The following is a 24,628-nucleotide window of genomic DNA, read 5'->3' on the forward strand; positions in this document are numbered from 1 at the left end:
GTCAATGACCGACGTCTTTGACTGCGCCGATCCCGAGCAGCGCGCGCTCGGAATCGCCGCGGCGGCAGGAGCTCTCAAGGGCGGGCGGCTCGTGGTCATGCCGACCGACACGGTGTACGGCATCGGTGCCGACGCGTTCAACAGCGCCGCGGTCTCGGCGCTGCTCTCGGCGAAGGGGCGTGGGCGCGACATGCCGGTGGGCGTGCTGGTCGGCTCCTGGCACACCATCGAGGGGCTCGTCTACACCATGCCGGACGGCGCCCGCGACCTGATCCGCGCGTTCTGGCCGGGCGCGCTCAGCCTGGTGGTCACACAGGCGCCGTCGTTGCAGTGGGACCTCGGCGATGCCCGCGGCACCGTGATGCTGCGGATGCCGCTGCACCCGGTCGCCATCGAACTCCTGCGTGAAGTGGGACCGCTGGCGGTCTCGAGCGCCAACATCTCCGGCCGTACGGCCGCCGTGGACGCCGGTGAGGCGCGAGATCAACTCGGCGATCTCGTCGACGTCTACCTGGAAGCGGGTCCGTCCGAGCAGGGCGCCGCCTCCACGATCGTGGACCTGACCGGACCCACGCCACGCATCCTGCGGCCGGGCCCGGTCAGCGCGGAGCGCATCGCCGAAGTCCTCGGTGTCGATCCTGAGGGCCTGACCGCCGAGGCCTGACTGGAGCGGTTGTCGCGAGCTCCCAGGTTTGTGCACTACGGTCTCGTTGGTGTCCAGCGACATGACCAACCTTGCCGGTGGTTTGCTCGCCCTTTCTGACCGCGGCGCCGGTGTTCCGCTACGCGAGCTGGCGCTGGTGGGACTCACCGCGGCGATCATCACCTATTTCGCCACCGGACCGGTCCGCGTGCTGGCGACCCGGCTGGGCGCCGTCGCCTACCCTCGGGAGCGCGACGTACATGTCACACCCACCCCGCGCATGGGCGGGCTGGCGATGTTTCTCGGCGTCGTCACCGCGGTGTTCCTGGCCTCCCAGCTTCCCGCGCTCACCCGCGGGTTCGTCTACTCCACGGGCATGCCAGCGGTCCTGGTGGCCGGCGCGGTCATCATGGGGATCGGGCTGATCGACGACCGGTGGGGCCTGGACGCCCTGACCAAGTTCGCCGGCCAGATCACCGCGGCCAGCGTGCTGGTCACCATGGGTGTGGCCTGGAGCGTCCTGTACATCCCCATGGGCGGGGTCGGCACCATCGTGCTCGACCAGGCGTCGTCGATCCTGCTGACGCTGGCGCTCACCGTATCGGTGGTCAACGCGATGAACTTCGTCGACGGGCTCGACGGTCTGGCCGCCGGGCTGGGCCTGATCACCGCGTTGGCGATCTGCATGTTCTCGGTCGGGCTGCTCCGCGACCACGGCGGCGACGTCCTCTTCTATCCGCCGGCGGTGATCTCGGTGGTGCTCGCGGGGGCGTGTCTGGGCTTTCTGCCGCACAACTTTCATCGCGCCAAGATCTTCATGGGCGACTCCGGCTCGATGCTGATCGGCTTGATGCTGGCCGCCGCCTCCACGACGGCGGCCGGCCCCGTTTCGCAAAACGCCTACGGCGCCCGCGACGTGTTCGCCCTGCTGTCACCGTTCCTGCTGGTCGCGGCCGTCATCTTCGTGCCGATGCTCGATTTGCTGCTGGCGATCGTGCGCCGCACCCGCGCGGGCCGCAGCGCGTTCAGCCCCGACAAGATGCATCTGCATCACCGGTTGCTGCAGATCGGCCATTCCCACCGCCGCGTGGTGTTGCTGATTTATCTGTGGGTCGGCATCGTCGCGTTCGGCGCGGCGAGCACGATCTTTTTCCGCCCCCGCGACACCGCCGCGGTGATGCTGGGCGCCATCGTGGTCGCCGGCGTCGCGACGGCGATCCCGCTCTTGCGCCGGGGTGACGACTACTACGACGAGGGGTAGTAGTAGGGGCGTGTTGTGTGGTACGGTCCAGGTAGAACCCCAAAAAGCCGCACAGGCGACCGGCCCCTCGGAGGCTCATCCGATCGGGCTGGTTCAAGACCGGCCTCGGGAGATACCCCTTGGGTGATTCAACTGTGACGTGCGATACGCTCGGCGGACCACCGATCAGTCGGTCGAGGGGTTCCCGTTTCACCAACCTGGGATTGAGGTGCTGCAGTGACGACACCAGCGCAGGACGCGCCGTTGGTGTTTCCCTCTGTTGCTTTCCGTCCGGTTCGGCTCTTCGCGATCAGCATTGCCATCACGGCGGTGGCGGTGCTCGCAGCCGGGCTGTCCGGTCACCTGATGGTTGGCGTCTTCTTCGGGATCGGGCTGCTGCTGGGTTTGCTCAATGCGGTACTGGTGCGTCGCTCCGTTGAGTCGATCACCGCGAAGGATCACCCGCTGAAAAGGTCGATGGCCGTCAACTCGGCGTCTCGGCTGGCCATCATCACCGTCATCGGGCTGATCATCGCCTACGTCTTCCGGCCCGCCGGCCTGGGCGTGGTGTTCGGATTGGCGCTTTTCCAGATCCTCTTGGTGGCATCGACGGCGCTGCCGGTGTGGAAGAAGCTGCGCGCCGGCGACTGGGTGGAATCCGCGGACGGTGCCGGAGGCGGCGTCAACGCAGGATCGGAAGGTACGGAAGGAAGGAACACCACCGATGCCTGAGACGACGTTCCTGGCCGAAGGTGCGATCGAGGTCGGCGAACACAACCACGCCACCTGGCTCGGCATGACCGTCAACACCGACACCATCATGTCGACGGGGATCGCCGCGCTGATCGTGCTCGCGCTGGCCTTCTTCCTGCGGGCGAAGATCACCTCGACCGGTGTCCCCAGCGGTGTTCAGTTGTTCTGGGAAGCCATCACGGTCCAGATGCGCGACCAGATCGAGAGCGCGGTCGGCATGCGGATCGCGCCGTTCGTGTTGCCGCTGGCCGTCACCATCTTTGTGTTCATCCTGATCTCCAACTGGCTGTCGGTGCTCCCGCTGCAGTACACCGACGCCTCCGGGCACACCACCGAGCTGCTGAAGTCGGCGGCGGCGGACATCAATTACGTTCTGGCGCTGGCCCTTTTCGTCTTTGTCTGCTACCACGTGGCCGGCATCTGGCGCCGCGGCGTCGTCGGACACCCCCTCGCCGTGCTCAAGGGCCACGTGGCGTTCCTGGCGCCGATCAACGTCGTCGAGGAGCTGGCCAAGCCAATCTCGTTGTCGCTGCGACTTTTCGGCAACATCTTCGCCGGCGGCATCCTGGTCGCGCTGATCGCGCTGTTCCCGCCGTACATCATGTGGGCGCCCAACGCGATCTGGAAGGCCTTCGACCTGTTCGTCGGGGCGATCCAGGCCTTCATCTTCTCGATTCTGACCATCTTGTACTTCAGTCAAGCCATGGAGATCGAGGATCACCATGACTAAAGCCACCATGAATTGTTTTGTCCCACGCACCATTACAGAGGCCTGGTAGACCCCTACCAGATATCAAGGAGGATAAGAATGGCTCTGGACCCCCAAGTCGCTGCCGCTGCACTCATCGGCGGTGGACTCATCATGGGCGGCGGCGCGATCGGTGCCGGTATCGGTGACGGTATCGCCGGTAACGCGCTGGTTTCCGGGATCGCCCGGCAGCCCGAGGCGCAAGGTCGGCTGTTCACGCCGTTCTTCATCACCGTCGGTCTGGTTGAGGCGGCCTACTTCATCAACCTGGCCTTCATGGCGCTGTTCGTCTTCGCAACACCCGTCGGCACCTAGTTCGCTGTGATGGGTGACGCGAGCCTGAGCGTTCTGGCGTCCGGCCAGGTGGTGGCAGAGGGAGGCAACAACTTCCTCGTTCCCAACGGCACCTTCTTCTTCGTGCTGGCCATCTTCCTGATCGTGCTGGCCGTCATCGGCACGTTCGTCGTGCCGCCGGTCATGAAGGTGTTGCGCGAACGCGACGCCATGGTTGCCAAGACGGCCGCCGACACCAAGAAGGCGGCCGAGCAGTTCGAGGCCGCCCAGGCCGATTACGAAGAAGCCATGACCGAAGCCCGAGTGCAGGCGTCGTCGTTACGCGACAACGCGCGCGCCGAGGGCCGTAAGGTCGTGGAAGAGGCGCGGGCCCGGGCCGAGCAAGAGGTGTCCTCGACGTTGCAGCTGGCCGCCCAGCAACTGAAGCGGGAAAGGGACGCCGTGGAACTGGATCTGCGTGCCAACGTGGCGTCCATGGCGGCGACGTTGGCCAGTCGCATCCTCGGCGTCGACGTCGCCCCCGCTGCAGCGACCACATCCGCAACCAAGACATCCGGACGGTAATCGAAGTATGTCGACTTTCATCGGCCAGTTGGTGGGCTTTGCGGCCATCGTGTTCCTGGTGGTGCGTTATGTCGTGCCGCCGGTGCGTCGGTTGATGGCCGCGCGGCAGGCCACGGTGCGCCAGCAATTGAAGGACGCGGCCGCGGCGAGCGATCGGTTGACCGAGTCGACCACCGCCCACAGCAAGGCCGTGGAGGACGCCAAGGCAGAGTCGAAACGCGTTGTCGAAGAGGCGGAGTCGGACTCCAAGCGCATCACCGAGCAGTTGTCGGCCCAGGCCGGTGTCGAGGCGGAACGCATCAAGTCGCAGGGCGGCCGCCAGGTCGACCTGCTGCGTACCCAGCTGAGTCGTCAGCTGCGCCTGGAACTCGGTCACGAAGCGGTGCGCCAGGCCGGCGAGCTGGTGCGTAACTTCGTCGCCGACTCCGCACAGCAATCGGCCACCGTGGATCGATTCCTCGACGACCTCGACGCGATGGCGCCCGCCTCGGCGGATGTCCAGTATCCGCTGATGACCAAGATGCGCTCGTCGAGCCGTGTCGCGCTGACCAACCTCTCGGAGTGGTTCAGCACCATCACCAAAGACCTTGACAACAAGGGACTTTCCACCCTGTCCGGCGAACTCGTCTCCGTGGCGCAGATGCTGGACCGCGAAATCGTTGTCACCCGGTACCTCACCGTGCCCGCCGAGGACGCGGAACCCAGGACCCGGTTGATCGAGCGGTTGCTCGCCGGCCAGGTCGGCGACGCTACCCTCGACGTTCTGCGCTCGGCCGTATCGGAGCGCTGGTCGGCCAGTTCCGACCTCATCGACGCCCTCGAGCATGTCTCGCGGCAGGCGCTGCTCGAAGTCGCCGAACGTGAGGACAAGGTCGACGAGATCGAGGAACAACTGTTCCGGTTCTCGCGCATCCTGGACGCGCAACCACGACTGGCGATCTTGTTGGGCGACTACGCCGTTCCGGTGGAAGGCCGAGTTGCGTTGCTGCGCAAGGTGCTCGACAGCGCGAGCACCAAGGTTCATCCGATCGCGGCCGCGCTGCTGACCCAGACGGTCGAGTTGCTCAGGGGCCAGCCGGCCGAGGAGGCCATCCAGTTCCTCGCAGAGGTCGCGGTGGCGCGCCGCGGCGAAGTCGTCGCGCAGGTCAGCGCCGCGGCCGACCTGAGCGACGCCCAGCGCACCCGCCTGACCGAGGTGCTCAGCCGCATCTATGGTCACCCGGTGGCGGTGCAGCTGCAGATCGACAGCGAACTGCTGGGCGGGCTGCTCATCTCGGTGGCCGACGAAGTGATCGACGGAACGCTCGCGTCCCGGCTGACCGCGGCCGAGGCGCAGTTGCCCGACTGACCACCCCAGACCAACCACAAATCCATCCCGACGCACGCGTTACGAAGATCAAGTAGGAAGACGAAAAGCCATGGCCGAGTTGACAATCTCCGCTGGTGACATTCAGAGCGCCATCGAGGAGTACGTAGGCTCTTTCACCTCCGACACCGCCCGCGAAGAGGTCGGTACCGTCGTCGACGCCGGTGACGGCATCGCCCACGTCGAAGGCCTGCCGTCCGTGATGACCCAGGAACTTCTCGAGTTCCCCGGCGGCGTGCTCGGCGTCGCGCTCAACCTCGACGAGCACAACGTCGGCGCGGTGATCCTGGGTGACTTCGAGAAGATCGAAGAGGGCCAGCAGGTCAAGCGCACCGGCGAGGTCCTCTCGGTCCCCGTCGGCGACGCGTTCCTGGGCCGCGTGGTCAACCCGCTGGGCCAGCCGATCGACGGTCAGGGCGACATCGAAACCGACGTCCGGCGCGCCCTGGAGATCCAGGCGCCCTCGGTGGTTCAGCGGCAAAGCGTGAAAGAGCCCCTGCAGACCGGGATCAAGGCCATCGACGCGATGACGCCGATCGGCCGCGGCCAGCGCCAGCTGATCATCGGCGACCGCAAGACCGGCAAGACCGCCGTCTGCGTCGACACCATCCTCAACCAACGGCAGAACTGGGAGTCCGGCGACGAGCGCAAGCAGGTGCGCTGCGTCTACGTGGCCATCGGCCAGAAGGGCACCACGATCGCCTCGGTCCGGCGCGCGCTCGAAGAGGGTGGTGCGATGGACTACACCACCATCGTCGCGGCGCCGGCGTCCGACTCGGCCGGGTTCAAATGGCTTGCGCCCTACACCGGTTCGGCGATCGCCCAGCACTGGATGTACGACGGCAAGCACGTGCTGATCGTCTTCGACGACCTGAGCAAGCAGGCCGAGGCATACCGCGCGATCTCGCTGCTGCTGCGCCGCCCGCCCGGCCGCGAGGCCTACCCGGGTGACGTGTTCTACCTGCACTCAAGGCTTTTGGAGCGTTGCGCCAAGCTTTCCGACGAACTCGGTGGCGGCTCGCTGACCGGTCTGCCGATCATCGAGACCAAGGCCAACGACATTTCGGCCTACATCCCCACCAACGTCATCTCGATCACCGACGGGCAGTGCTTCCTCGAGTCCGACCTGTTCAACCAGGGTGTGCGGCCGGCCATCAACGTCGGTGTCTCGGTGTCCCGCGTGGGCGGCGCCGCCCAGATCAAGGCGATGAAGGAAGTGGCGGGCTCGCTGCGTTTGGACCTCTCGCAATTCCGCGAATTGGAATCGTTCGCGGCCTTCGCCTCCGACCTCGACGCGACGTCGAAGGCCCAGCTGGACCGTGGCGCGCGGCTGGTGGAGCTGCTCAAGCAGCCCCAGTACCAGCCCATGCCCGTCGAGGAGCAGGTGATCTCGATCTTCCTCGGCACCGGTGGCCACCTGGACTCGGTGCCCGTTGAGGACGTCCGGCGCTTCGAAACCGAATTGCTGGACCACATCCGGGCCTCCGAAGAGAAACTCCTGTCGGGGATCCGCGACACCCAGAAGCTCTCCGACGAGGCGGCCGAAGAACTCGAGAAGGTCATCAACAACTTCAAGAAGGGCTTCGCCGCCACCGGTGGTGGATCGGTGGTGCCCGACGAGCACGTCGAGGCGCTCGATGAGGGCGAGCTCGAAAAGGAATCGGTGAAGGTCACCAAGCCCGCACCCAAGAAGAAGGCAAAGAAGTAGCAACCTATGGCTGCCACACTTCGTGAATTGCGCGGACGCATCCGCTCGGCCGGGTCGATCAAAAAGATCACCAAGGCCCAGGAGCTGATCGCGACGTCGCGGATCGGTCGCGCTCAGGCGCGGCTGGACGCCGCCAGACCGTACGCCTTCCAGATCACCGCGATGCTCACCACGCTGGCCGCCGAGGCCGCCCTCGACCACCCGTTGCTCGTCGAGCGGCCCGAACCGAAGCGGGCGGGCGTGCTGGTGGTGACGTCGGACCGAGGTCTGTGCGGTGCCTACAACGCGAGCATCTTCCGCCGCGCCGAGGAGCTCTTCTCCTTGCTGCGGGAACAAGGCAAGACGCCGGTGCTGTACGCCGTCGGCCGTAAAGCGCTGAATTACTACAAGTTCCGCAACTGGGACATCAGCGGCTCCTGGACCGGCTTCTCCGAGCAGCCGCAGTACGAGAACGCCGCCGAGATCGGCGAGACGCTGGTCAACGCGTTCATGCTGGGCACCGGCGACGAGGACGAAGGCCAGTCCGACGTCGAGGGCGTCGACGAGTTGCACATCGTCTACAGCGAGTTCAAGTCGATGTTGTCGCAGGCGGCGGTCGCACACCGGATCGCCCCCATGGTGGTCGAATATGTCGAGGAACCGCCCGAAGTGCGAACGTTGTATTCGTTCGAGCCGGATGCGACAACGCTTTTCGAGTCGCTGTTGCCGCGGTACCTGACCACCCGTGTTTACGAGGCGCTGCTCGAATCGGCGGCATCGGAGCTGGCCTCGCGCCAACGCGCGATGAAGTCGGCCACCGACAACGCAGACGACCTCATCAAGGCCCTGACGCTGATGGCGAACCGCGAGCGGCAGGCCCAGATCACCCAGGAGATTAGCGAAATCGTCGGTGGCGCAAACGCGCTCGCCGACGCCCGCTAGGTAGCACCACTAGGAAGCGAAAGAAATTATGCCTGCTACGACAGCAACCGACGAGAAGTCCACGAAGTCGGCCAAGAGCGACACCAGCGGCCGGGTGGTACGGGTCACCGGGCCCGTCGTCGACGTCGAGTTCCCCCGCGGTTCCGTGCCGGAACTGTTCAACGCGCTCAACGCGGAGATCACGTTCGAGGAACTGGCGAAGACCCTCACGCTCGAGGTCGCCCAGCACCTCGGGGACAACCTGGTGCGCACCATCTCGCTGCAGCCCACCGACGGCCTGGTGCGTGGGGTCGAGGTGACCGACACGGGTCGTTCCATCTCGGTGCCCGTCGGCCAGGAGGTCAAGGGCCACGTCTTCAACGCCCTGGGGCACTGCCTCGACAAGCCGGGCTACGGAGAAGACCTCGAGCACTGGTCGATTCACCGCAAGCCGCCGCCGTTCGAAGAGCTCGAGCCTCGCACCGAGATGCTCGAAACCGGCCTCAAGGTCGTCGACCTGCTCACCCCGTACGTGCGTGGTGGCAAGATCGCGCTGTTCGGTGGTGCGGGTGTCGGCAAGACGGTGCTCATCCAGGAGATGATCAACCGCATCGCCCGTAACTTCGGTGGTACGTCGGTGTTCGCCGGGGTGGGGGAGCGCACCCGCGAGGGCAACGACCTCTGGGTCGAACTGCAAGAGGCCGACGTGCTCAAGGACACCGCGCTGGTGTTCGGTCAGATGGACGAGCCGCCCGGTACCCGTATGCGAGTGGCGCTTTCCGCGCTGACCATGGCCGAGTGGTTCCGTGACGAGGCCGGCCAGGACGTGTTGTTGTTCATCGACAACATCTTCCGGTTCACCCAGGCCGGTTCGGAGGTGTCGACGCTGCTCGGTCGTATGCCCTCGGCGGTCGGCTACCAGCCCACGCTGGCCGACGAGATGGGCGAACTGCAGGAGCGCATCACCTCGACGCGAGGCAAGTCGATTACGTCCATGCAGGCGGTCTACGTGCCCGCCGACGACTACACCGACCCGGCGCCGGCGACGACCTTCGCGCACCTGGATGCCACCACCGAGCTGTCGCGTTCGGTGTTCTCCAAGGGCATCTTCCCCGCGGTGGACCCGCTGGCCTCTAGCTCGACCATCCTCGACCCGAGCGTCGTCGGTGACGAGCACTACCGCGTGGCCCAGGAAGTCATCCGAATCCTGCAGCGGTACAAGGACCTTCAGGACATCATCGCGATCCTCGGTATCGACGAGCTGTCCGAAGAGGACAAGCAGCTGGTGCAGCGGGCGCGGCGCATCGAGAGGTTCCTGTCGCAGAACATGATGGCGGCCGAGCAGTTCACCGGTCAGCCGGGTTCGACGGTTCCGCTGAAGGAGACCATCGAGGCGTTCGACCGCGTGACCAAGGGCGAGTTCGACCACGTGCCCGAGCAGGCCTTCTTCTTGATCGGCGGTCTGGACGACCTGGCCAAGAAGGCAGAGAGCCTTGGCGCCAAGCTCTAACTTGCACCCGGGCCGAAACGGGCTCGCACGCTATCGAAGGGGTCTGTGGCATGGCCGAATTGAACGTTGAGATCGTCGCCGTCGACCGAAAGATCTGGTCGGGTGCGGCAACGTTTCTGTTCACCCGCACCACCGTCGGTGAGATCGGCATCATGCCGCGGCACATCCCGTTGGTCGCGCAATTGGTCGACGACGCAATGGTGCGCGTCGAACGAGAGGGCGACGACGATCTCCGGGTCGCGGTGGATGGCGGATTCTTGTCGGTCACCGAGGAGACGGTGACCATCCTGGCCGAATCCGCCGAGTTCGAGTCGGAGATCGACGAGAGCGCCGCGAGAGAGGCTTCTGAGTCGGACGATCCGCGTATCGCCGCCAGGGGGCGCGCCAGATTGCGCGCCGTCGGCGCGATCGACTAAGCGCCGATGAGCGCGCCCATGACCGCCATGGTCGTGCTCGTCGTCGTGCTGGCGGCCGCCGTCGTTGCGTTGAGTTATCGGCTGTGGAAGCTGCGCCAGGGCGGCACGGCGGGGATCATGCGCGACGTTCCCGCGGTGGGCGGTCACGGCTGGCGGCATGGTGTAATCCGTTACCGCGGCGGCGAAGCCGCGTTCTACCGGCTCTCCAGCCTGCGACTGTGGCCGGACCGGCGGCTGAGCCGGCGAGGCGTTGAGATCGTGGCCCGGCGCGCGCCGCGTGGCGACGAATTCGACATCATGACCGACGAGATCGTCGTCATCGAACTGCGCGACACGACCCAGGACCGCAGGTCTGGCTACGAGATCGCCTTCGACAAGGGTGCGCTGACCGCGTTCCTGTCGTGGCTGGAGTCGCGCCCGTCGCCGCGTTCCCGCCGGCGCAGCATCTAGGCCACACCAAACACCTTGCCGCTTCGGCTAACTCGTGACGGCTTCCCCACCGCCCGGCTTCCAGAGCACATCGCCATCGGGATTGGCCACGCGCGACAGGATGAACAGTAGGTCCGAAAGGCGGTTCAGGTACCGCGCGGGCAGGACGTTGACCTGCTGCGGCGCGGCGTTGATCGCGGTCCAGGCCGAACGTTCCGCGCGGCGCACCACGGTGCGGGCGACGTGCAACTGCGCCGACAGTGGCGAACCACCCGGCAATATAAAGGAATTCAGCTTCGGCAACGACTCGTTGTATGTGTCGCACCATTTTTCGAGCCGATCGATGTAGGGCTGGGTGACCCGCAAGGGCGGGTACTCGGGGTTTTCCACCACCGGGGTGGACAGGTCCGCGCCGGCGTCGAAGAGGTCATTTTGGATCTGGCGTAACACGGCCTTGAGCTCGTCGTCGGGCTGACCGACGGCGACGGCGACGCCGATCGCCGAGTTGGCCTCATCGCAGTCGGCGTAGGCCACCAGGCGGGGGTCGGTTTTCGGGACCCGGGAGAAGTCACTCAATCCCGTGGTGCCGTCGTCGCCGGTCCGCGTGTAGATGCGGGTCAGGTGCACTGCCATGAGCAAAACGGTACTGCGGCGCGTGTAGGGGCCGGGACTTGGCTCGATCGCCGGCCGACTGACAAGCCGATACCGCTTCACTAGACTGACCCGGGTGGCTGAGCGATTCGTGGTGACCGGCGGCAACCGGTTGTCCGGCGAAGTCGCGGTGGGAGGCGCAAAGAACAGCGTGCTCAAGCTGATGGCCGCGGCGTTGTTGGCCGAGGGCACCAGCACCATCACCAATTGCCCCGACATCCTCGACGTGCCGCTGATGGCCGAGGTGCTGCGCGGCCTCGGGGCAACCGTCGAACTCGACGGTGACGTCGCCCGGATCACCTCGCCCGACGAGCCGAAATACGATGCCGACTTCGCGGCGGTGCGCCAGTTCCGGGCTTCGGTGTGCGTACTGGGCCCCCTGGTCGGTCGGTGTAAGCGGGCCCGCGTCGCCCTTCCCGGCGGAGACGCGATCGGCTCGCGGCCGCTGGACATGCACCAGGCCGGCCTGCGCCAGCTGGGCGCGCAATGCAACATCGAACACGGATGCGTCGTGGCGCAGGCTGATACGTTGCGCGGCGCGGAGATTCAGTTGGAGTTTCCGTCGGTGGGGGCCACCGAGAACATCCTGATGGCGGCGGTCGTGGCCGAAGGTGTGACCACGATCCACAACGCCGCGCGCGAACCCGACGTCGTCGACCTCTGCACGATGTTGAACCAGATGGGCGCGCAGGTCGAAGGCGCCGGTTCGCCGACGATGACCATCACCGGCGTCCCGCGGCTGCACCCGACCGAACACCGCGTCATCGGGGATCGCATCGTCGCCGCCACGTGGGGCATCGCCGCCGCGATGACCCGCGGAGACATCTCGGTCACCGGCGTCGACCCGGCGCACCTGCAGGTGGTGCTGCACAAGCTGCACGACGCCGGCGCCACCGTCACCCAAACGGAAAGCAGCTTCCGGGTGGCCCAGTACGAGCGCCCGAAGGCCGTCAATGTCGCGACCCTGCCGTTTCCCGGGTTTCCCACCGACCTGCAGCCCATGGCGATCGCGCTGGCGTCGATCGCCGATGGCACGTCGATGATCACCGAGAACGTATTCGAGGCACGCTTTCGTTTCGTCGAGGAAATGATCCGGCTGGGCGCCGACGCCCGCACCGACGGGCACCACGCCGTCGTGCGTGGGCTGCCGCAATTGTCGAGCGCGCCGGTGTGGTGTTCGGACATCCGGGCCGGCGCCGGCCTGGTGTTGGCGGGGCTCGTCGCCGACGGCGACACCGAGGTTCACGACGTCTTTCACATCGATCGCGGCTACCCGTTGTTCGTGGAAAACCTGGCGATTTTGGGAGCGGAGATCGAGCGGGTAGAGTAACCAAAGTCAGTGCCCCACAAGCGCGATCACCGACGCGAAGGTGGACGAGAGCGGGGCCTTGACTCCCTCGCTGGATTGGTACTAGCCTGGCACGGCTGCTCCCGACTCGGTCTCTGGAAGACCAAAACTGGGAGTTGACTCCACTGCCGGACTTGTATTAAGCTGGCAGGGTTGCCCCAAAACGGGCGAAACAAGTGTTGTTTGAGAACTCAATAGTGTGTTTGGTCTTTTTATTTGTTGTTGTTTTTTGGCCATACCTAGCACTCCCCGTGTGTGGGTATGGCAATTTTTGATGCCAGTTATTTGGTGTCTTGTCAGGTATCTCTGATTTGAAATTCACCTCGCTGCGCGAGGAGTTTTTGTTTGGAGAGTTTGATCCTGGCTCAGGACGAACGCTGGCGGCGTGCTTAACACATGCAAGTCGAACGGAAAGGCCCCTTCGGGGGTACTCGAGTGGCGAACGGGTGAGTAACACGTGGGCAATCTGCCCTGCACTTCGGGATAAGCCTGGGAAACTGGGTCTAATACCGGATAGGACCTTTAGGCGCATGTCTTTAGGTGGAAAGCTTTTGCGGTGTGGGATGGGCCCGCGGCCTATCAGCTTGTTGGTGGGGTGATGGCCTACCAAGGCGACGACGGGTAGCCGGCCTGAGAGGGTGTCCGGCCACACTGGGACTGAGATACGGCCCAGACTCCTACGGGAGGCAGCAGTGGGGAATATTGCACAATGGGCGCAAGCCTGATGCAGCGACGCCGCGTGGGGGATGACGGCCTTCGGGTTGTAAACCTCTTTCACCATCGACGAAGGTCCGGGTTTTCTCGGATTGACGGTAGGTGGAGAAGAAGCACCGGCCAACTACGTGCCAGCAGCCGCGGTAATACGTAGGGTGCGAGCGTTGTCCGGAATTACTGGGCGTAAAGAGCTCGTAGGTGGTTTGTCGCGTTGTTCGTGAAATCTCACGGCTTAACTGTGAGCGTGCGGGCGATACGGGCAGACTAGAGTACTGCAGGGGAGACTGGAATTCCTGGTGTAGCGGTGGAATGCGCAGATATCAGGAGGAACACCGGTGGCGAAGGCGGGTCTCTGGGCAGTAACTGACGCTGAGGAGCGAAAGCGTGGGGAGCGAACAGGATTAGATACCCTGGTAGTCCACGCCGTAAACGGTGGGTACTAGGTGTGGGTTTCCTTCCTTGGGATCCGTGCCGTAGCTAACGCATTAAGTACCCCGCCTGGGGAGTACGGCCGCAAGGCTAAAACTCAAAGGAATTGACGGGGGCCCGCACAAGCGGCGGAGCATGTGGATTAATTCGATGCAACGCGAAGAACCTTACCTGGGTTTGACATGCACAGGACGCGTCTAGAGATAGGCGTTCCCTTGTGGCCTGTGTGCAGGTGGTGCATGGCTGTCGTCAGCTCGTGTCGTGAGATGTTGGGTTAAGTCCCGCAACGAGCGCAACCCTTGTCTCATGTTGCCAGCGGGTAATGCCGGGGACTCGTGAGAGACTGCCGGGGTCAACTCGGAGGAAGGTGGGGATGACGTCAAGTCATCATGCCCCTTATGTCCAGGGCTTCACACATGCTACAATGGCCGGTACAAAGGGCTGCGATGCCGCAAGGTTAAGCGAATCCTTTTAAAGCCGGTCTCAGTTCGGATTGGGGTCTGCAACTCGACCCCATGAAGTCGGAGTCGCTAGTAATCGCAGATCAGCAACGCTGCGGTGAATACGTTCCCGGGCCTTGTACACACCGCCCGTCACGTCATGAAAGTCGGTAACACCCGAAGCCAGTGGCCTAACCCTTGGGAGGGAGCTGTCGAAGGTGGGATCGGCGATTGGGACGAAGTCGTAACAAGGTAGCCGTACCGGAAGGTGCGGCTGGATCACCTCCTTTCTAAGGAGCACCACGAAAAGCACTCCAATTGGTGGGGTGCGAGCCGTGAGGGGTTCCCGTCTGTAGTGGACGGGGGCCGGGTGCACAACAGCAAATGATTGCCAGACACACTATTGGGCCCTGAGACAACACTCGGTCGATCCGTGTGGAGTCCCTCCATCTTGGTGGTGGGGTGTGGTGTTTGAGTATTGGATAGTGGTTGCGAGCATCTAGATGAGCGCATAGTCCTTAGGGCTGATGCGTTCGTCGAAATGTGTAATTTCTTCTTTGGTTTTTGTGTGTAAGTAAGTGTTTAAGGGCGCATGGTGGATGCCTTGGCATCGAGAGCCGATGAAGGACGTGGGAGGCTGCGATATGCCTCGGGGAGCTGTCAACCGAGCATTGATCCGAGGATTTCCGAATGGGGAAACCCAGCACGAGTGATGTCGTGTTACCCGCATCTGAATATATAGGGTGCGGGAGGGAACGCGGGGAAGTGAAACATCTCAGTACCCGTAGGAGAAGAAAACAATTGTGATTCCGTAAGTAGTGGCGAGCGAACGCGGAACAGGCTAAACCGCACGCATGTGATACCGGGTAGGGGTTGTGTGTGCGGGGTTGTGGGAGGATACATCTCAGCTCTACCTGGCTGAGGGGTAGTCAGAAAGTGTCGTGGTTAGCGGAAGTGGCCTGGGATGGTCTGCCGTAGACGGTGAGAGCCCGGTACGCGAAAACCCGTCACCTACCTTGTATCAATTCCCGAGTAGCAGCGGGCCCGTGGAATCTGCTGTGAATCTGCCGGGACCACCCGGTAAGCCTAAATACTTCTCGATGACCGATAGCGGATTAGTACCGTGAGGGAATGGTGAAAAGTACCCCGGGAGGGGAGTGAAATAGTACCTGAAACCGTGTGCCTACAATCCGTCAGAGCCTCCTTGTGGGGTGATGGCGTGCCTTTTGAAGAATGAGCCTGCGAGTCAGGGACACGTCGCGAGGTTAACCCGTGCGGGGTAGCCGCAGCGAAAGCGAGTCTGAATAGGGCGCATCCCCTTTGGGGTGTAGTGGCGTGTTCTGGACCCGAAGCGGAGTGATCTACCCATGGCCAGGGTGAAGCGCGGGTAAGACCGCGTGGAGGCCCGAACCCACTTAGGTTGAAGACTGAGGGGATGAGCTGTGGGTAGGGGTGAAAGGCCAATCAAACTCCGTGATAGCTGGTTCTCCCCGAAATGCATTTAGGTGCAGCGTTGCGTGGTTCACCACGGAGGTAGAGCTACTGGATGGCCGATGGGCCCTACTAGGTTACTGACGTCAGCCAAACTCCGAATGCCGTGGTGTAAAGCGTGGCAGTGAGACGGCGGGGGATAAGCTCCGTACGTCGAAAGGGAAACAGCCCAGATCGCCGGCTAAGGCCCCTAAGCGTGTGCTAAGTGGAAAAGGATGTGTAGTCGCAGAGACAACCAGGAGGTTGGCTTAGAAGCAGCCACCCTTGAAAGAGTGCGTAATAGCTCACTGGTCAAGTGATTATGCGCCGATAATGTAGCGGGGCTCAAGCACACCGCCGAAGCCGCGGCACATTCACGTTTACGTGGATGTGGGTAGGGGAGCGTCCCTCATTCAGCGAAGCCTCCGGGTGACCGGTGGTGGAGGGTGGGGGAGTGAGAATGCAGGCATGAGTAGCGATAAGGCAAGTGAGAACCTTGCCCGCCGTAAGACCAAGGGTTCCTGGGCCAGGCCAGTCCGCCCAGGGTGAGTCGGGACCTAAGGCGAGGCCGACAGGCGTAGTCGATGGACAACGGGTTGATATTCCCGTACCCGTGTATGGGCGTCCCTGATGAATCAGCGGTACTAACCACCCAAAACCGGATCGACCATTCCCCTTCGGGGGCATGGAGTTTCGGGGCTGCGTGGGACCTTCGCTGGTAGTAGTCAAGCGATGGGGTGACGCAGGAAGGTAGCCGTACCAGTCAGTGGTAATACTGGGGCAAGCCTGTAGGGAGAGCGATAGGCAAATCCGTCGCTCATTAATCCTGAGAGGTGATGCATAGCCGATTGAGGTGAATTCGGTGATCCTCTGCTGCCAAGAAAAGCCTCTAGCGAGCACATACACGGCCCGTACCCCAAACCAACACAGGTGGTCAGGTAGAGAATACCAAGGCGTACGAGATAACTATGGTTAAGGAACTCGGCAAAATGCCCCCGTAACTTCGGGAGAAGGGGGGCCGGAATACCGTGAACACCCTTGCGGTGGGAGCGGGATCCGGCCGCAGAAACCAGTGGGTAGCGACTGTTTACTAAAAACACAGGTCCGTGCGAAGTCGCAAGACGATGTATACGGACTGACGCCTGCCCGGTGCTGGAAGGTTAAGAGGACCCGTTAACCGTAAGGTGAAGCGGAGAATTTAAGCCCCAGTAAACGGCGGTGGTAACTATAACCATCCTAAGGTAGCGAAATTCCTTGTCGGGTAAGTTCCGACCTGCACGAATGGCGTAACGACTTCCCAACTGTCTCAACCATAGACTCGGCGAAATTGCACTACGAGTAAAGATGCTCGTTACGCGCGGCAGGACGAAAAGACCCCGGGACCTTCACTACAACTTGGTATTGGTGTTCGGTACGGTTTGTGTAGGATAGGTGGGAGACTGTGAAATACAGACGCCAGTTTGTATGGAGTCGTTGTTGAAATACCACTCTGATCGTATTGGACACCTAACGTCGAACCCTTACCGGGTTCACGGACAGTGCCTGGCGGGTAGTTTAACTGGGGCGGTTGCCTCCTAAAATGTAACGGAGGCGCCCAAAGGTTCCCTCAACCTGGACGGCAATCAGGTGACGAGTGTAAGTGCACAAGGGAGCTTGACTGCGAGACTTACAAGTCAAGCAGGGACGAAAGTCGGGACTAGTGATCCGGCACCCCCGAGTGGAAGGGGTGTCGCTCAACGGATAAAAGGTACCCCGGGGATAACAGGCTGATCTTCCCCAAGAGTCCATATCGACGGGATGGTTTGGCACCTCGATGTCGGCTCGTCGCATCCTGGGGCTGGAGCAGGTCCCAAGGGTTGGGCTGTTCGCCCATTAAAGCGGCACGCGAGCTGGGTTTAGAACGTCGTGAGACAGTTCGGTCTCTATCCGCCGCGCGCGTCAGAAACTTGAGGAAACCTGTCCCTAGTACGAGAGGACCGGGACGGACGAACCTCTGGTATACCAGTTGTTCCACCAGGAGCACGGCTGGATAGCCACGTTCGGACAGGATAACCGCTGAAAGCATCTAAGCGGGAAACCTTCTCCAAGATCAGGTTTCTCACCCTTTTAGAGGGATAAGGCCCCCCGCAGACCACGGGTTCGATAGGCCAGACCTGGAAGCTCAGCAATGAGTGCAGGGAACTGGCACTAACCGGCCGAAAACTTACCAACACACAATCGCAACCACAGTCCATTTCGGCGGCATTTTGCCGCTGGAAGCTTGAACACCGCACCCCCCACCAAACAAATTTAAATAGAGTTACGGCGGCCACAGCGACAGGGAAACGCCCGGTCCCATTCCGAACCCGGAAGCTAAGCCTGTCAGCGCCGATGATACTGCCCATACGGGTGGAAAAGTAGGACACCGCCGAACATACACAAAAACACCCCCGGCAACGGGGGTGTTTTTGCATTCGTAGCCAAAACCACTGGCGCACAGGGATTTACACCGGCATGCGGGATCGCAGCGTCCCGTGTCCGTAAGCCGGCGACGCGGTACGCGCGGTCGACGGGCCACGGTGGAGCCGGGGGTGCAGCGCCCTCCGCGATGCCAACGGCGGTGCGCTGAGCCGGATCTCGACCCGATTGCTCGGGACGTTGTTGCTCGGCTAGCCGGCAAACGGCGGGCGGGCCATCACCGTCGGGCGGATCCCGTAGCGCGGGCCGGCGCCGGTCGAACCCCCGCCGACACCAGCCAGCGGCATACCGCCCAATAGGTTTCCGGGTCCCGATGTCTCGGGAGTGGTGATGAAGCGGCTGACCGGAATCGACGAGGCTCCGGAGGCGACCGCCGGGCCCGCCGCGGAGGTCCAGGCGGGGGGCACGGAGAGGCCGCCGACCGGCGCCGCAGAAGCCAAAGTCGCCGATATGGCGCCGCCGCCACCGGCCAGCCCGCGCAGCGATGCGCCCACGGCGGGCAGGCTCGCGGCGGCCTTCGCTCCCTCACTGGCGGCCTTGGCTGCGGGAGCCAAACCCTTTGAGAGCGATAGGAAGTGGGTCGACATCCCGGTAACGCGATACATCATCGCGAGGGTGTTCTGGGCAGGGCTGGCGTATTCGGCCCACATGTCGAACACGGGGTTCTGTTCCAGCACGTCGGTGATCGGCGGCAGTTCCGTGTTCGCCGCCGCGGGCGACGACAGTGCCTGCAGTGTGGGCGGTACCGAGGACAGCAACTGTGACTGTGCCGACTCCGCCCCGGCCGAGGTGCCGGCCGCCTGAGCGACGGAGGCTGCCTGCATGGCCTCGCCGGCCGGATTGGTGGTCTCCGCCGGCCGGGTGAACGGTGTCACCTGGGTGACCGGCGCGGCCTGACCCGCGTAGCCGTACATCGCCGTAGCGTCTTGCGCCCACATTTCGGCGTATTGCGTCTCGAGCTGGACGATCAGCGGCGTGTTTTGGCCCAGGACATTGGTCGACACCGCCTGGACGAGTTGGGCGCGGTTGGCTTCGATCAGCGGTGGGGGAACCGTGGCGGCAAACGCCGCTTCGTAGGCGCCCGCCGCGGCCCTGGCCGAAACGGCGGCCTGTTCGGCCTGTACGGAGGTGGTGCGCATCCACGCCACATAGGGTTTGGCGGCCTCGGCCATCTGGGCCGAGGCCGGGCCCATCCACTCTTCGCTCACCAGTTGCGTGATGATCCTGTCGTAGTCGTTGGCCGCGGAATCCAACTCCGCGGCCAGCAGATTCCAGGCCCACGCCGCGGCCATCATCGAGGCCGAGCCCGGGCCGGAATACATGCGCTCCGAATGGATCTCCGGGGGTAACGCTCCGAAATCCAGCACGTCGCACCCGCCTCAGCTGGACGCGGCGGCGTTGATGGCTTCGGTTGCCGCATATGAGCCGGCGCCGAAGTGCAGCATTCTCACGAAGCTGTCGTGAATCACCGTGGCCTGGGCGCAGACGGTCTGATACATCTGGGCGTGCGTGGCGAACTGCGCGGCAACCAGCACGGAGACCTCGTCGGTTGCCGCGGGTACCACTCCCATCGTCGGCGCCGATGCCGCTGCATTCTGTGCGGCCAGCGCCGAGCCGATGGCAGCCAAGTTCTGGGCTGCGGCGGTTAACGCTTCGGGCTGGGTGGTCACGAACGACACGGTGATTCTCTCCTCGCTGGTTCCGATTCAACGGTGCTGAACGGCCGCTGAAAGCCGCTCCACCGCGAGGTTAAGGGCTGCGCGCCCAATAGTGTATTGCTAAAGACAAGTGTTCATCTTCAGCTAGATTCAGTTCTTATCTGTGAACTCATATGTACATATATGTTCTTACGATCACATATGTGTACAAACGTCCACTCATAAGAGATGACCGCCGTGCCCGAGGATCGGCATCGCGTTCGTGATTCGACGGCCGACGCCGGCGGCTGCGCTGGACGGTACCCGCGCACAAGTATCTGACCACAGTTTCGGGGGGCGTCGGCGCGCGTGCGACAGCCGTCGCCGACAAGACGAGGGGACCACTTAGTGGATTACGGGGCGCTTCCGCCGGAGGTCAACTCCGGGCGGATGTACGTCGGTGCGGGTTCGGGGCCGATGCTGGCGGCCGCCGCGGCCTGGGACGGGTTGGCCATCGAGCTGTACACCACCGCAGCCTCCTACGGTTCGTTGATCGCCGAACTCACCGGCGCGTGGCTGGGCCCGGCGTCGGCGACGATGGCCGCCGCCTCGGCCCCCTACGTGGCGTGGCTCACCGCGACCGCCGCACAGGCCGAACAGACGGCGGTCCAGGCGAAGGCCGCCGCGGGGGCCTACGAGGCGGCGTTCGCGATGACGGTTCCGCCACCGGTGATCGCGGCCAACCGCGCCCAATTGATGATGCTGATCGCGACGAACTTCTTCGGCCAGAACCTGCCCGCGATCGCGGCCACCGAGGCCCACTACGCCGAGATGTGGGCCCAGGACGCGGCCGCGATGTATGGCTATGCCGCGGCGTCGGCCGGCGCCTCGGCGTTGCCCCCGTTCGACCAGCCGCCCTCCACCACCAACCCGGCGGGGGAGGGCGGTCAAGCGGCCGCGGTCGCCCATGCCGCCGACACGGCGGCCGAAACAAGCACGCAACCCGGTGCCTCCACCTCGGGGTTAGCAAACCCAACGTTGGTCTCCAGCGCAGTGGTGGAAGGCTCGTCAGGGGCATCCGAATCGTCGGCATCGGAGTCCTGGAAAAAGTTGACCTCGTTGTATACCAACCACCTTGGTATGGCCTACAACCACGCGGGCGACTGGGAGCACATGATGAAGATCTGGGAAGGCGTGATGCCGGCCGCCGGTGACGGCAAAGGCGCGACGGCCGCGGCAAGCTTGCGCGGTGTGGGTGGAACGCTCGGCGGTGGCCCGGTGTCCTCGGGTGCGTCCTCGCCCGTGTCGGCGGGTCTGGGCAGGGCGGCCACGGTGGGTCACTTGTCGGTGCCGCAGAGTTGGGCCGCCGCGGCTCCGGCGGCAAGCGCGGACACAGCCGCGCCGGCGGTGAGCACCGTCGGCGCCGGCGCCGAAGCCAAGGGAAGCGGGTTGCTCCGCGGCATCCCGCTGTCGGGCACGGGCCGGGGGGCCGGGGGCAAGATCGTCGGGCAGCGGTACGGGTTCCGCCCGATGGTGGTAGCGCGGCACGTGGTGGGCGGATAAACGCTCAGGTCGCCGAAGGCGCGGGATGGCCTACTTGCCGGACGTGAACCAGGCCACCTTGGCCTGCCACGATCGCGCGGATCCGTAGGCGAAGCCGATGGCGCTCAGGCAGGCGCACAACCAGACGGGCAAGGCGATGTCCGTGCCCGCCCAGGCGGTGCCGATTTGAATCACGCTCGCCGCCACCCCGAATCCCGCCGAGATCAGGTAGAGGTCGACGGTCGTCGTTGAGCGGGGATCCGTCCGCAGGATCAGCAGCACTCGCCCGGCGTAGGAGAGCAGGTAGATCATCAGGGCGCCCAGGACCAGCCAGTAAGCCAGCAGCCAGAAGTCGGCGGGGGCCGCGAAGAAGTCGAGGTGATGGCCCTCGTCGGCGATGACGAACAGAACCACCAGCAGCGGAACCGCGATGCGTAGCGGGCGCGTGACGTGCTTGCGCAACAGCTCGCTCTCGTGGGCTTCGTCGACCAGGCGGATGAGCCCATGGCGGATGATCGCCGTCACCGCGAAGATCCAGCAGATGTGTCCGAGCAGGTGTTGCACGTTCCACAGCCCGAAGACGCGGTGTAGCGGGGGTCCGAGCGCGGCCGCGGCCCAGTGCGACATCAGCAGCACCGCGCAGCCATGCAGTGCGATGTTGCGGGTGGCGCCGGCCTCCCATCGGGAGCGCCAGGTGTAACGCCGGATCCACAGGCTGCACAGAAGGGCGGCCAAGGTGACGACGATGAGTGCGGTTTTGATCATCCAAACGGTCCGGCAGTGCCGCTCAGACGGGCGGACTGTTGGGATCGGGGCGAAGGTCGCGCAGCCTGGGCGGGCCGGTCTGGGACTCCAGGTACTCGGTGACCGAGTCGGGGTCGATCAGACCGTAGCGGACCTGCAGGTCGACCGGGTTCAACCCCAAATACTTGGCCGCCCTGATCAGGTTGTCGGCGGTGATCAGCCTGCCCTCGCGAGCCGCCTTGTAGTACGCGGACTTGCGGTAGCCGAACGCTTCGTAGACCTCGGTGGCCGCCAGGGGTCTACCGACCAGATACGGCAGCACCACCGCCGGATCCTTCGCACTGTCGTCCACAAATATGGACGATAGCGTCGTACGACGGACCTCGCAAAAGAAACGCGACCACCGCCGGCGGTCAGTCGAACAGCGTTGCGCAACTGTGGGTCTTTTCCAGATCCAGCAGGGCGCGCTTGCGCTGCAGGCCGCCGCCGTAGCCGGTGAGGCTGCCGTTCGAGCCGATCACCCGGTGGCAGGGCACCACGATCGCGATCGGATTGTGCCCGTTGGCCAATCCCACGGCGCGCGCGGACCCCGGAGCGCCGATCTGCTCGGCGATCCATCCGTATGACCTCGTCTCCCCATAGGGAATCGTCAGCAACGCCTTCCACACGCGCCGCTGGAACTCGGAGCCGTGCAGGTCGAACTCGAAATCGAAGTCGGTGCGCTCGCCGGCGAAATAGGCGGCCAGCTGCTCGACGGCGGCGCCGAACGCCCGCGGGTTCGGCGACCAGCCGGCGCGGCTCGGCTCATAGGTCTGGTCGACCATCCGTAGGTTCGTCAATACGGAGCCGCGACCGGCCAGGGTGAGCAATCCGATGGGGCTGTCGATGGTGCGGTACTCGATCATGTGCGCCACTCCTCCTCATCGCTTCGCTCTGCATCGTCGCCGGCGCGGATCATGCGACCTCCTGTGGCGGCCAATGGTTTACGGGATGCTCGAGAGTGGTCCAAAGATATTGGGTGGCATAGGAACGCCAGGGGCGCCAACGGGCGCCGCGTTCCACGAGGGAGCGTTCGTCGGACGGCAATCCCAGCTGTTTGGCGGCCAGGCGCAGCCCGAGGTCGCTGGCGGGGAAGGCGTCGGGGTCGCCAAGGCCGCGCATCGCGATCACTTCCGCGGTCCAGGGGCCCACCCCGGGCAGCGCGAGCAACTGTCTGCGGGCACTGTCCCAGTCGCATCCGGTGTCCAGCACGATGCTGCCGTCGGCGAGGCCGGCAACCAATGCGCTCAGCGTGCGGCGGCGGGCCTTGGGCACCGCCAGATGGACGGGATCGATCTCGGCGAGCTCCTCGACCGAGGGGAAGGTGTGGGTCAACGTTCCCTCGGCGTCGTTGACCGGCCGTCCGTACGCGGCGACCAGCCGGCCGGCATGGGTGCTCGCGGCCCTGGTCGACACCTGCTGCCCGAGCACTGCGCGCACCGCGAGTTCGGCTTCGTCGACGGTGCGCGGAATGCGCTGCCCGGGCGCCTTGGCCACGACGGGTCGCAGACCGGCGTCCGCGCCCAGCGCTTCGTCGACCGCCTCCGGGTCCGCGTCGAGGTCCAGCAGCCGCCGGCAGCGGGCGATCGCCGTGGTCAGATCGCGGAAATCGTCGAGCACGAGGACGCAACGGACATGGTCGACGGCGGGCGTCAGGGTCACGATGGCGTTGCCGAACGGAAGGCGCAAGCTGCGTCGGTACCCGCCATCGCGGACCTCCTCGCAACCGGGAACGGCGCCGGCCGCGAGATGGCCGAAGACGCCCTCGTAGGCGAAGGGTGTGCGCACCGGGAGCCGAAGGCACACGGTGCCAGGCGAATTGGCCTCGGACGCGGTACGGGCGGCCGCGCGCCGGCGCAGGGCGCTCGGTGTGCCTTCGAACACCGATCGCACGGTGTCGTTGAACTGACGGATGCTGGAAAAGCCCGCGGCGAATGCGACGTCGCCGAACGGCAGGTCCGTCGTCTCGATCAACACGCGGGCGGTCTGGGCGCGCTGCGCCCGGGCCAGTGCCAGCGGGCCGGCGCCGACCTCGGCCTGCAGGAGCCGTTCGAGCTGGCGAGTGGTGTAACCGAGGTGGGCGGCCAGACCACCCACACCGTCGCGGTCCACGGTGCCGTCGGCGATCAGCCGCATCGTGCGCGCCACCACGTCACCGCGCACGTTCCATTCGGGGGAACCCGGAGAGGCATCGGGACGGCACCGTTTGCAGGCCCGAAAGCCGGCCCGCTGGGCGGCCGCCGCGGTGGGGTAGAACCGCACGTTGCGGGCGAACGGCGGCCGCACGGGGCAGCTGGGCCGGCAGTAGATCCGGGTGGTCAGCACCGCGGTGACGAACCAGCCGTCGAACCGGGCGTCCTTGGACTGGACGGCGCGGTAGCAGCGGTCGAAATCGTCGTGCACGCTTCCAGACTTACACCCGGGCACCGACAAAACTAGCGGGAAAGCGACATCGTGGTGGGCGGTGTCGGTTGGCCTCACGTCGGAGCGGCTTTCTTGTCGATTCGAGGTACTTCCCGCACGCGATGGTATTTACTGTGACCCAACTCGCCGGCTCTGACGGCGTGACCCGACGGGGTGAGTGAG

General features: G+C 64.4%; 21 protein-coding genes and 3 rRNA genes. 17 read left to right on the forward strand and 7 right to left on the reverse strand.

Translation table 11 applies throughout. The features are described from left to right. Positions 1–4: 4 nt before the first annotated feature. The 12 genes from W7U_RS03180 (at position 5) to W7U_RS03235 (ending at position 10,592) form a co-directional block, all read left to right on the forward strand. Complete coding sequence (locus W7U_RS03180; RefSeq protein WP_008254793.1) at positions 5–664, forward strand: L-threonylcarbamoyladenylate synthase; 660 nt, start codon at positions 5–7, stop codon at positions 662–664. 61 nt (positions 665–725) lie between these two features. Beyond that, positions 726–1,904 carry a UDP-N-acetylglucosamine--decaprenyl-phosphate N-acetylglucosaminephosphotransferase gene (gene rfe, locus W7U_RS03185; RefSeq protein WP_008254794.1) on the forward strand — a complete coding sequence of 393 codons (1,179 nt, stop codon included), beginning with the start codon at positions 726–728 and terminating at the stop codon, positions 1,902–1,904. A 216-nt stretch (positions 1,905–2,120) separates the two neighbouring features. Beyond that, the gene (locus W7U_RS03190) at positions 2,121–2,615 is read left to right on the forward strand and encodes an ATP synthase subunit I (protein ID WP_008254797.1); all 495 of its coding nucleotides are present in this window, start codon (positions 2,121–2,123) and stop codon (positions 2,613–2,615) included. Further along, positions 2,608–3,366: a F0F1 ATP synthase subunit A gene (gene atpB / locus W7U_RS03195; RefSeq protein WP_008254800.1), complete on the forward strand. Its 759-nt coding sequence runs from the start codon at positions 2,608–2,610 to the stop codon at positions 3,364–3,366. Before W7U_RS03190 ends, atpB begins: the two co-directional genes overlap by 8 nt. Positions 3,367–3,450: 84 nt before the next feature. Next, positions 3,451–3,699, forward strand: coding sequence for a F0F1 ATP synthase subunit C (locus W7U_RS03200; RefSeq protein WP_024636915.1), 249 nt, complete (start codon positions 3,451–3,453; stop codon positions 3,697–3,699). Between the two features lie 9 nt (positions 3,700–3,708). After that, positions 3,709–4,242 (forward strand): F0F1 ATP synthase subunit B, encoded by a 534-nt coding sequence (locus W7U_RS03205; RefSeq protein WP_008254811.1) that lies wholly within the window; start codon positions 3,709–3,711, stop codon positions 4,240–4,242. A gap of 7 nt (positions 4,243–4,249) precedes the next feature. After that, positions 4,250–5,590 carry a F0F1 ATP synthase subunit B/delta gene (locus W7U_RS03210; protein ID WP_008254814.1) on the forward strand — a complete coding sequence of 447 codons (1,341 nt, stop codon included), beginning with the start codon at positions 4,250–4,252 and terminating at the stop codon, positions 5,588–5,590. A gap of 70 nt (positions 5,591–5,660) precedes the next feature. Next, entirely contained in the window at positions 5,661–7,316 is a 1,656-nt protein-coding gene (gene atpA / locus W7U_RS03215) for a F0F1 ATP synthase subunit alpha (RefSeq protein WP_008254816.1), read from the forward strand. Positions 7,317–7,322: 6 nt separating this feature from the next. Beyond that, positions 7,323–8,237: a F0F1 ATP synthase subunit gamma gene (locus tag W7U_RS03220; RefSeq protein ID WP_008254818.1), complete on the forward strand. Its 915-nt coding sequence runs from the start codon at positions 7,323–7,325 to the stop codon at positions 8,235–8,237. Between the two features lie 28 nt (positions 8,238–8,265). After that, positions 8,266–9,726, forward strand: a complete 1,461-nt coding sequence (gene atpD / locus W7U_RS03225) for a F0F1 ATP synthase subunit beta (RefSeq protein ID WP_008254823.1) — start codon at positions 8,266–8,268, stop codon at positions 9,724–9,726. A gap of 50 nt (positions 9,727–9,776) precedes the next feature. After that, positions 9,777–10,142 carry a F0F1 ATP synthase subunit epsilon gene (locus W7U_RS03230; protein WP_008254826.1) on the forward strand — a complete coding sequence of 122 codons (366 nt, stop codon included), beginning with the start codon at positions 9,777–9,779 and terminating at the stop codon, positions 10,140–10,142. Between the two features lie 6 nt (positions 10,143–10,148). Continuing rightward, positions 10,149–10,592 (forward strand): DUF2550 domain-containing protein, encoded by a 444-nt coding sequence (locus tag W7U_RS03235; RefSeq protein ID WP_009955321.1) that lies wholly within the window; start codon positions 10,149–10,151, stop codon positions 10,590–10,592. Positions 10,593–10,619: 27 nt separating this feature from the next. Here W7U_RS03235 and W7U_RS03240 read toward each other — a convergent pair whose 3' ends face one another. Next, entirely contained in the window at positions 10,620–11,204 is a 585-nt protein-coding gene (locus tag W7U_RS03240) for a cob(I)yrinic acid a,c-diamide adenosyltransferase (RefSeq protein ID WP_008254830.1), read from the reverse strand. A gap of 94 nt (positions 11,205–11,298) precedes the next feature. On the opposite strand from W7U_RS03240, the gene murA reads away from it, so the two are divergent. The 4 genes from murA to rrf all read left to right on the forward strand — a co-directional run bounded on the left by murA (position 11,299) and on the right by rrf (position 18,036). Then, positions 11,299–12,552, forward strand: a complete 1,254-nt coding sequence (murA, locus tag W7U_RS03245; protein ID WP_008254832.1) for a UDP-N-acetylglucosamine 1-carboxyvinyltransferase — start codon at positions 11,299–11,301, stop codon at positions 12,550–12,552. 360 nt (positions 12,553–12,912) lie between these two features. After that, a 16S ribosomal RNA gene (locus W7U_RS03250) occupies positions 12,913–14,443 on the forward strand. A gap of 282 nt (positions 14,444–14,725) precedes the next feature. Next, a 23S ribosomal RNA gene (locus W7U_RS03255) occupies positions 14,726–17,834 on the forward strand. Between the two features lie 89 nt (positions 17,835–17,923). Continuing rightward, positions 17,924–18,036: ribosomal RNA gene (gene rrf / locus W7U_RS03260) — 5S ribosomal RNA — on the forward strand. Together the 16S, 23S and 5S rRNA genes form the textbook arrangement of a ribosomal RNA operon. A 235-nt stretch (positions 18,037–18,271) precedes the next feature. Here rrf and W7U_RS03265 read toward each other — a convergent pair. Beyond that, positions 18,272–19,447, reverse strand: coding sequence for a PPE family protein (locus W7U_RS03265; protein ID WP_008254834.1), 1,176 nt, complete (start codon positions 19,445–19,447; stop codon positions 18,272–18,274). 12 nt (positions 19,448–19,459) lie between these two features. Then, positions 19,460–19,759, reverse strand: a complete 300-nt coding sequence (locus W7U_RS03270; protein WP_008254840.1) for a PE family protein — start codon at positions 19,757–19,759, stop codon at positions 19,460–19,462. Between the two features lie 366 nt (positions 19,760–20,125). Here W7U_RS03270 and W7U_RS03275 point away from each other — a divergent pair, with 366 nt between their 5' ends. Further along, entirely contained in the window at positions 20,126–21,280 is a 1,155-nt protein-coding gene (locus tag W7U_RS03275) for a PPE family protein (protein ID WP_008254843.1), read from the forward strand. A gap of 30 nt (positions 21,281–21,310) precedes the next feature. Here the strand turns inward: W7U_RS03275 and W7U_RS03280 are convergent, their stop codons facing one another. From W7U_RS03280 to W7U_RS03295, 4 genes are all read right to left on the reverse strand, one after another. Next, positions 21,311–22,024, reverse strand: coding sequence for a hypothetical protein (locus W7U_RS03280; protein ID WP_008254846.1), 714 nt, complete (start codon positions 22,022–22,024; stop codon positions 21,311–21,313). Positions 22,025–22,046: 22 nt separating this feature from the next. Further along, complete coding sequence (locus tag W7U_RS03285; protein WP_008254847.1) at positions 22,047–22,355, reverse strand: hypothetical protein; 309 nt, start codon at positions 22,353–22,355, stop codon at positions 22,047–22,049. A 61-nt stretch (positions 22,356–22,416) separates the two neighbouring features. After that, positions 22,417–22,908, reverse strand: coding sequence for a methylated-DNA--[protein]-cysteine S-methyltransferase (locus W7U_RS03290; protein WP_008254850.1), 492 nt, complete (start codon positions 22,906–22,908; stop codon positions 22,417–22,419). Between the two features lie 49 nt (positions 22,909–22,957). After that, entirely contained in the window at positions 22,958–24,445 is a 1,488-nt protein-coding gene (locus tag W7U_RS03295) for a DNA-3-methyladenine glycosylase 2 family protein (RefSeq protein ID WP_008254852.1), read from the reverse strand. Between the last annotated feature and the right edge of the window lie 183 nt (positions 24,446–24,628).

The sequence above is a fragment of the Mycobacterium sp. H4Y genome, from assembly GCF_000364405.1.
GTDB lineage: Bacteria > Actinomycetota > Actinomycetes > Mycobacteriales > Mycobacteriaceae > Mycobacterium > Mycobacterium intracellulare.

What these genes read in the sequence shown, in the direction of transcription:
- W7U_RS03240 (WP_008254830.1), bottom strand. Translation starts at nt 11,204, where the DNA reads ATGGCAGTGCACCTGACCCGCATCTACACGCGGACCGGCGACGACGGC.
- atpB (WP_008254800.1), top strand. Translation starts at nt 2,608, where the DNA reads ATGCCTGAGACGACGTTCCTGGCCGAAGGTGCGATCGAGGTCGGCGAA.
- W7U_RS03205 (WP_008254811.1), top strand. Translation starts at nt 3,709, where the DNA reads ATGGGTGACGCGAGCCTGAGCGTTCTGGCGTCCGGCCAGGTGGTGGCA.
- W7U_RS03280 (WP_008254846.1), bottom strand. Translation starts at nt 22,024, where the DNA reads ATGATCAAAACCGCACTCATCGTCGTCACCTTGGCCGCCCTTCTGTGC.
- W7U_RS03220 (WP_008254818.1), top strand. Translation starts at nt 7,323, where the DNA reads ATGGCTGCCACACTTCGTGAATTGCGCGGACGCATCCGCTCGGCCGGG.
- atpD (WP_008254823.1), top strand. Translation starts at nt 8,266, where the DNA reads ATGCCTGCTACGACAGCAACCGACGAGAAGTCCACGAAGTCGGCCAAG.
- rfe (WP_008254794.1), top strand. Translation starts at nt 726, where the DNA reads ATGACCAACCTTGCCGGTGGTTTGCTCGCCCTTTCTGACCGCGGCGCC.
- W7U_RS03210 (WP_008254814.1), top strand. Translation starts at nt 4,250, where the DNA reads ATGTCGACTTTCATCGGCCAGTTGGTGGGCTTTGCGGCCATCGTGTTC.
- W7U_RS03180 (WP_008254793.1), top strand. Translation starts at nt 5, where the DNA reads ATGACCGACGTCTTTGACTGCGCCGATCCCGAGCAGCGCGCGCTCGGA.
- atpA (WP_008254816.1), top strand. Translation starts at nt 5,661, where the DNA reads ATGGCCGAGTTGACAATCTCCGCTGGTGACATTCAGAGCGCCATCGAG.
- W7U_RS03235 (WP_009955321.1), top strand. Translation starts at nt 10,149, where the DNA reads ATGAGCGCGCCCATGACCGCCATGGTCGTGCTCGTCGTCGTGCTGGCG.
- W7U_RS03230 (WP_008254826.1), top strand. Translation starts at nt 9,777, where the DNA reads ATGGCCGAATTGAACGTTGAGATCGTCGCCGTCGACCGAAAGATCTGG.
- W7U_RS03290 (WP_008254850.1), bottom strand. Translation starts at nt 22,908, where the DNA reads ATGATCGAGTACCGCACCATCGACAGCCCCATCGGATTGCTCACCCTG.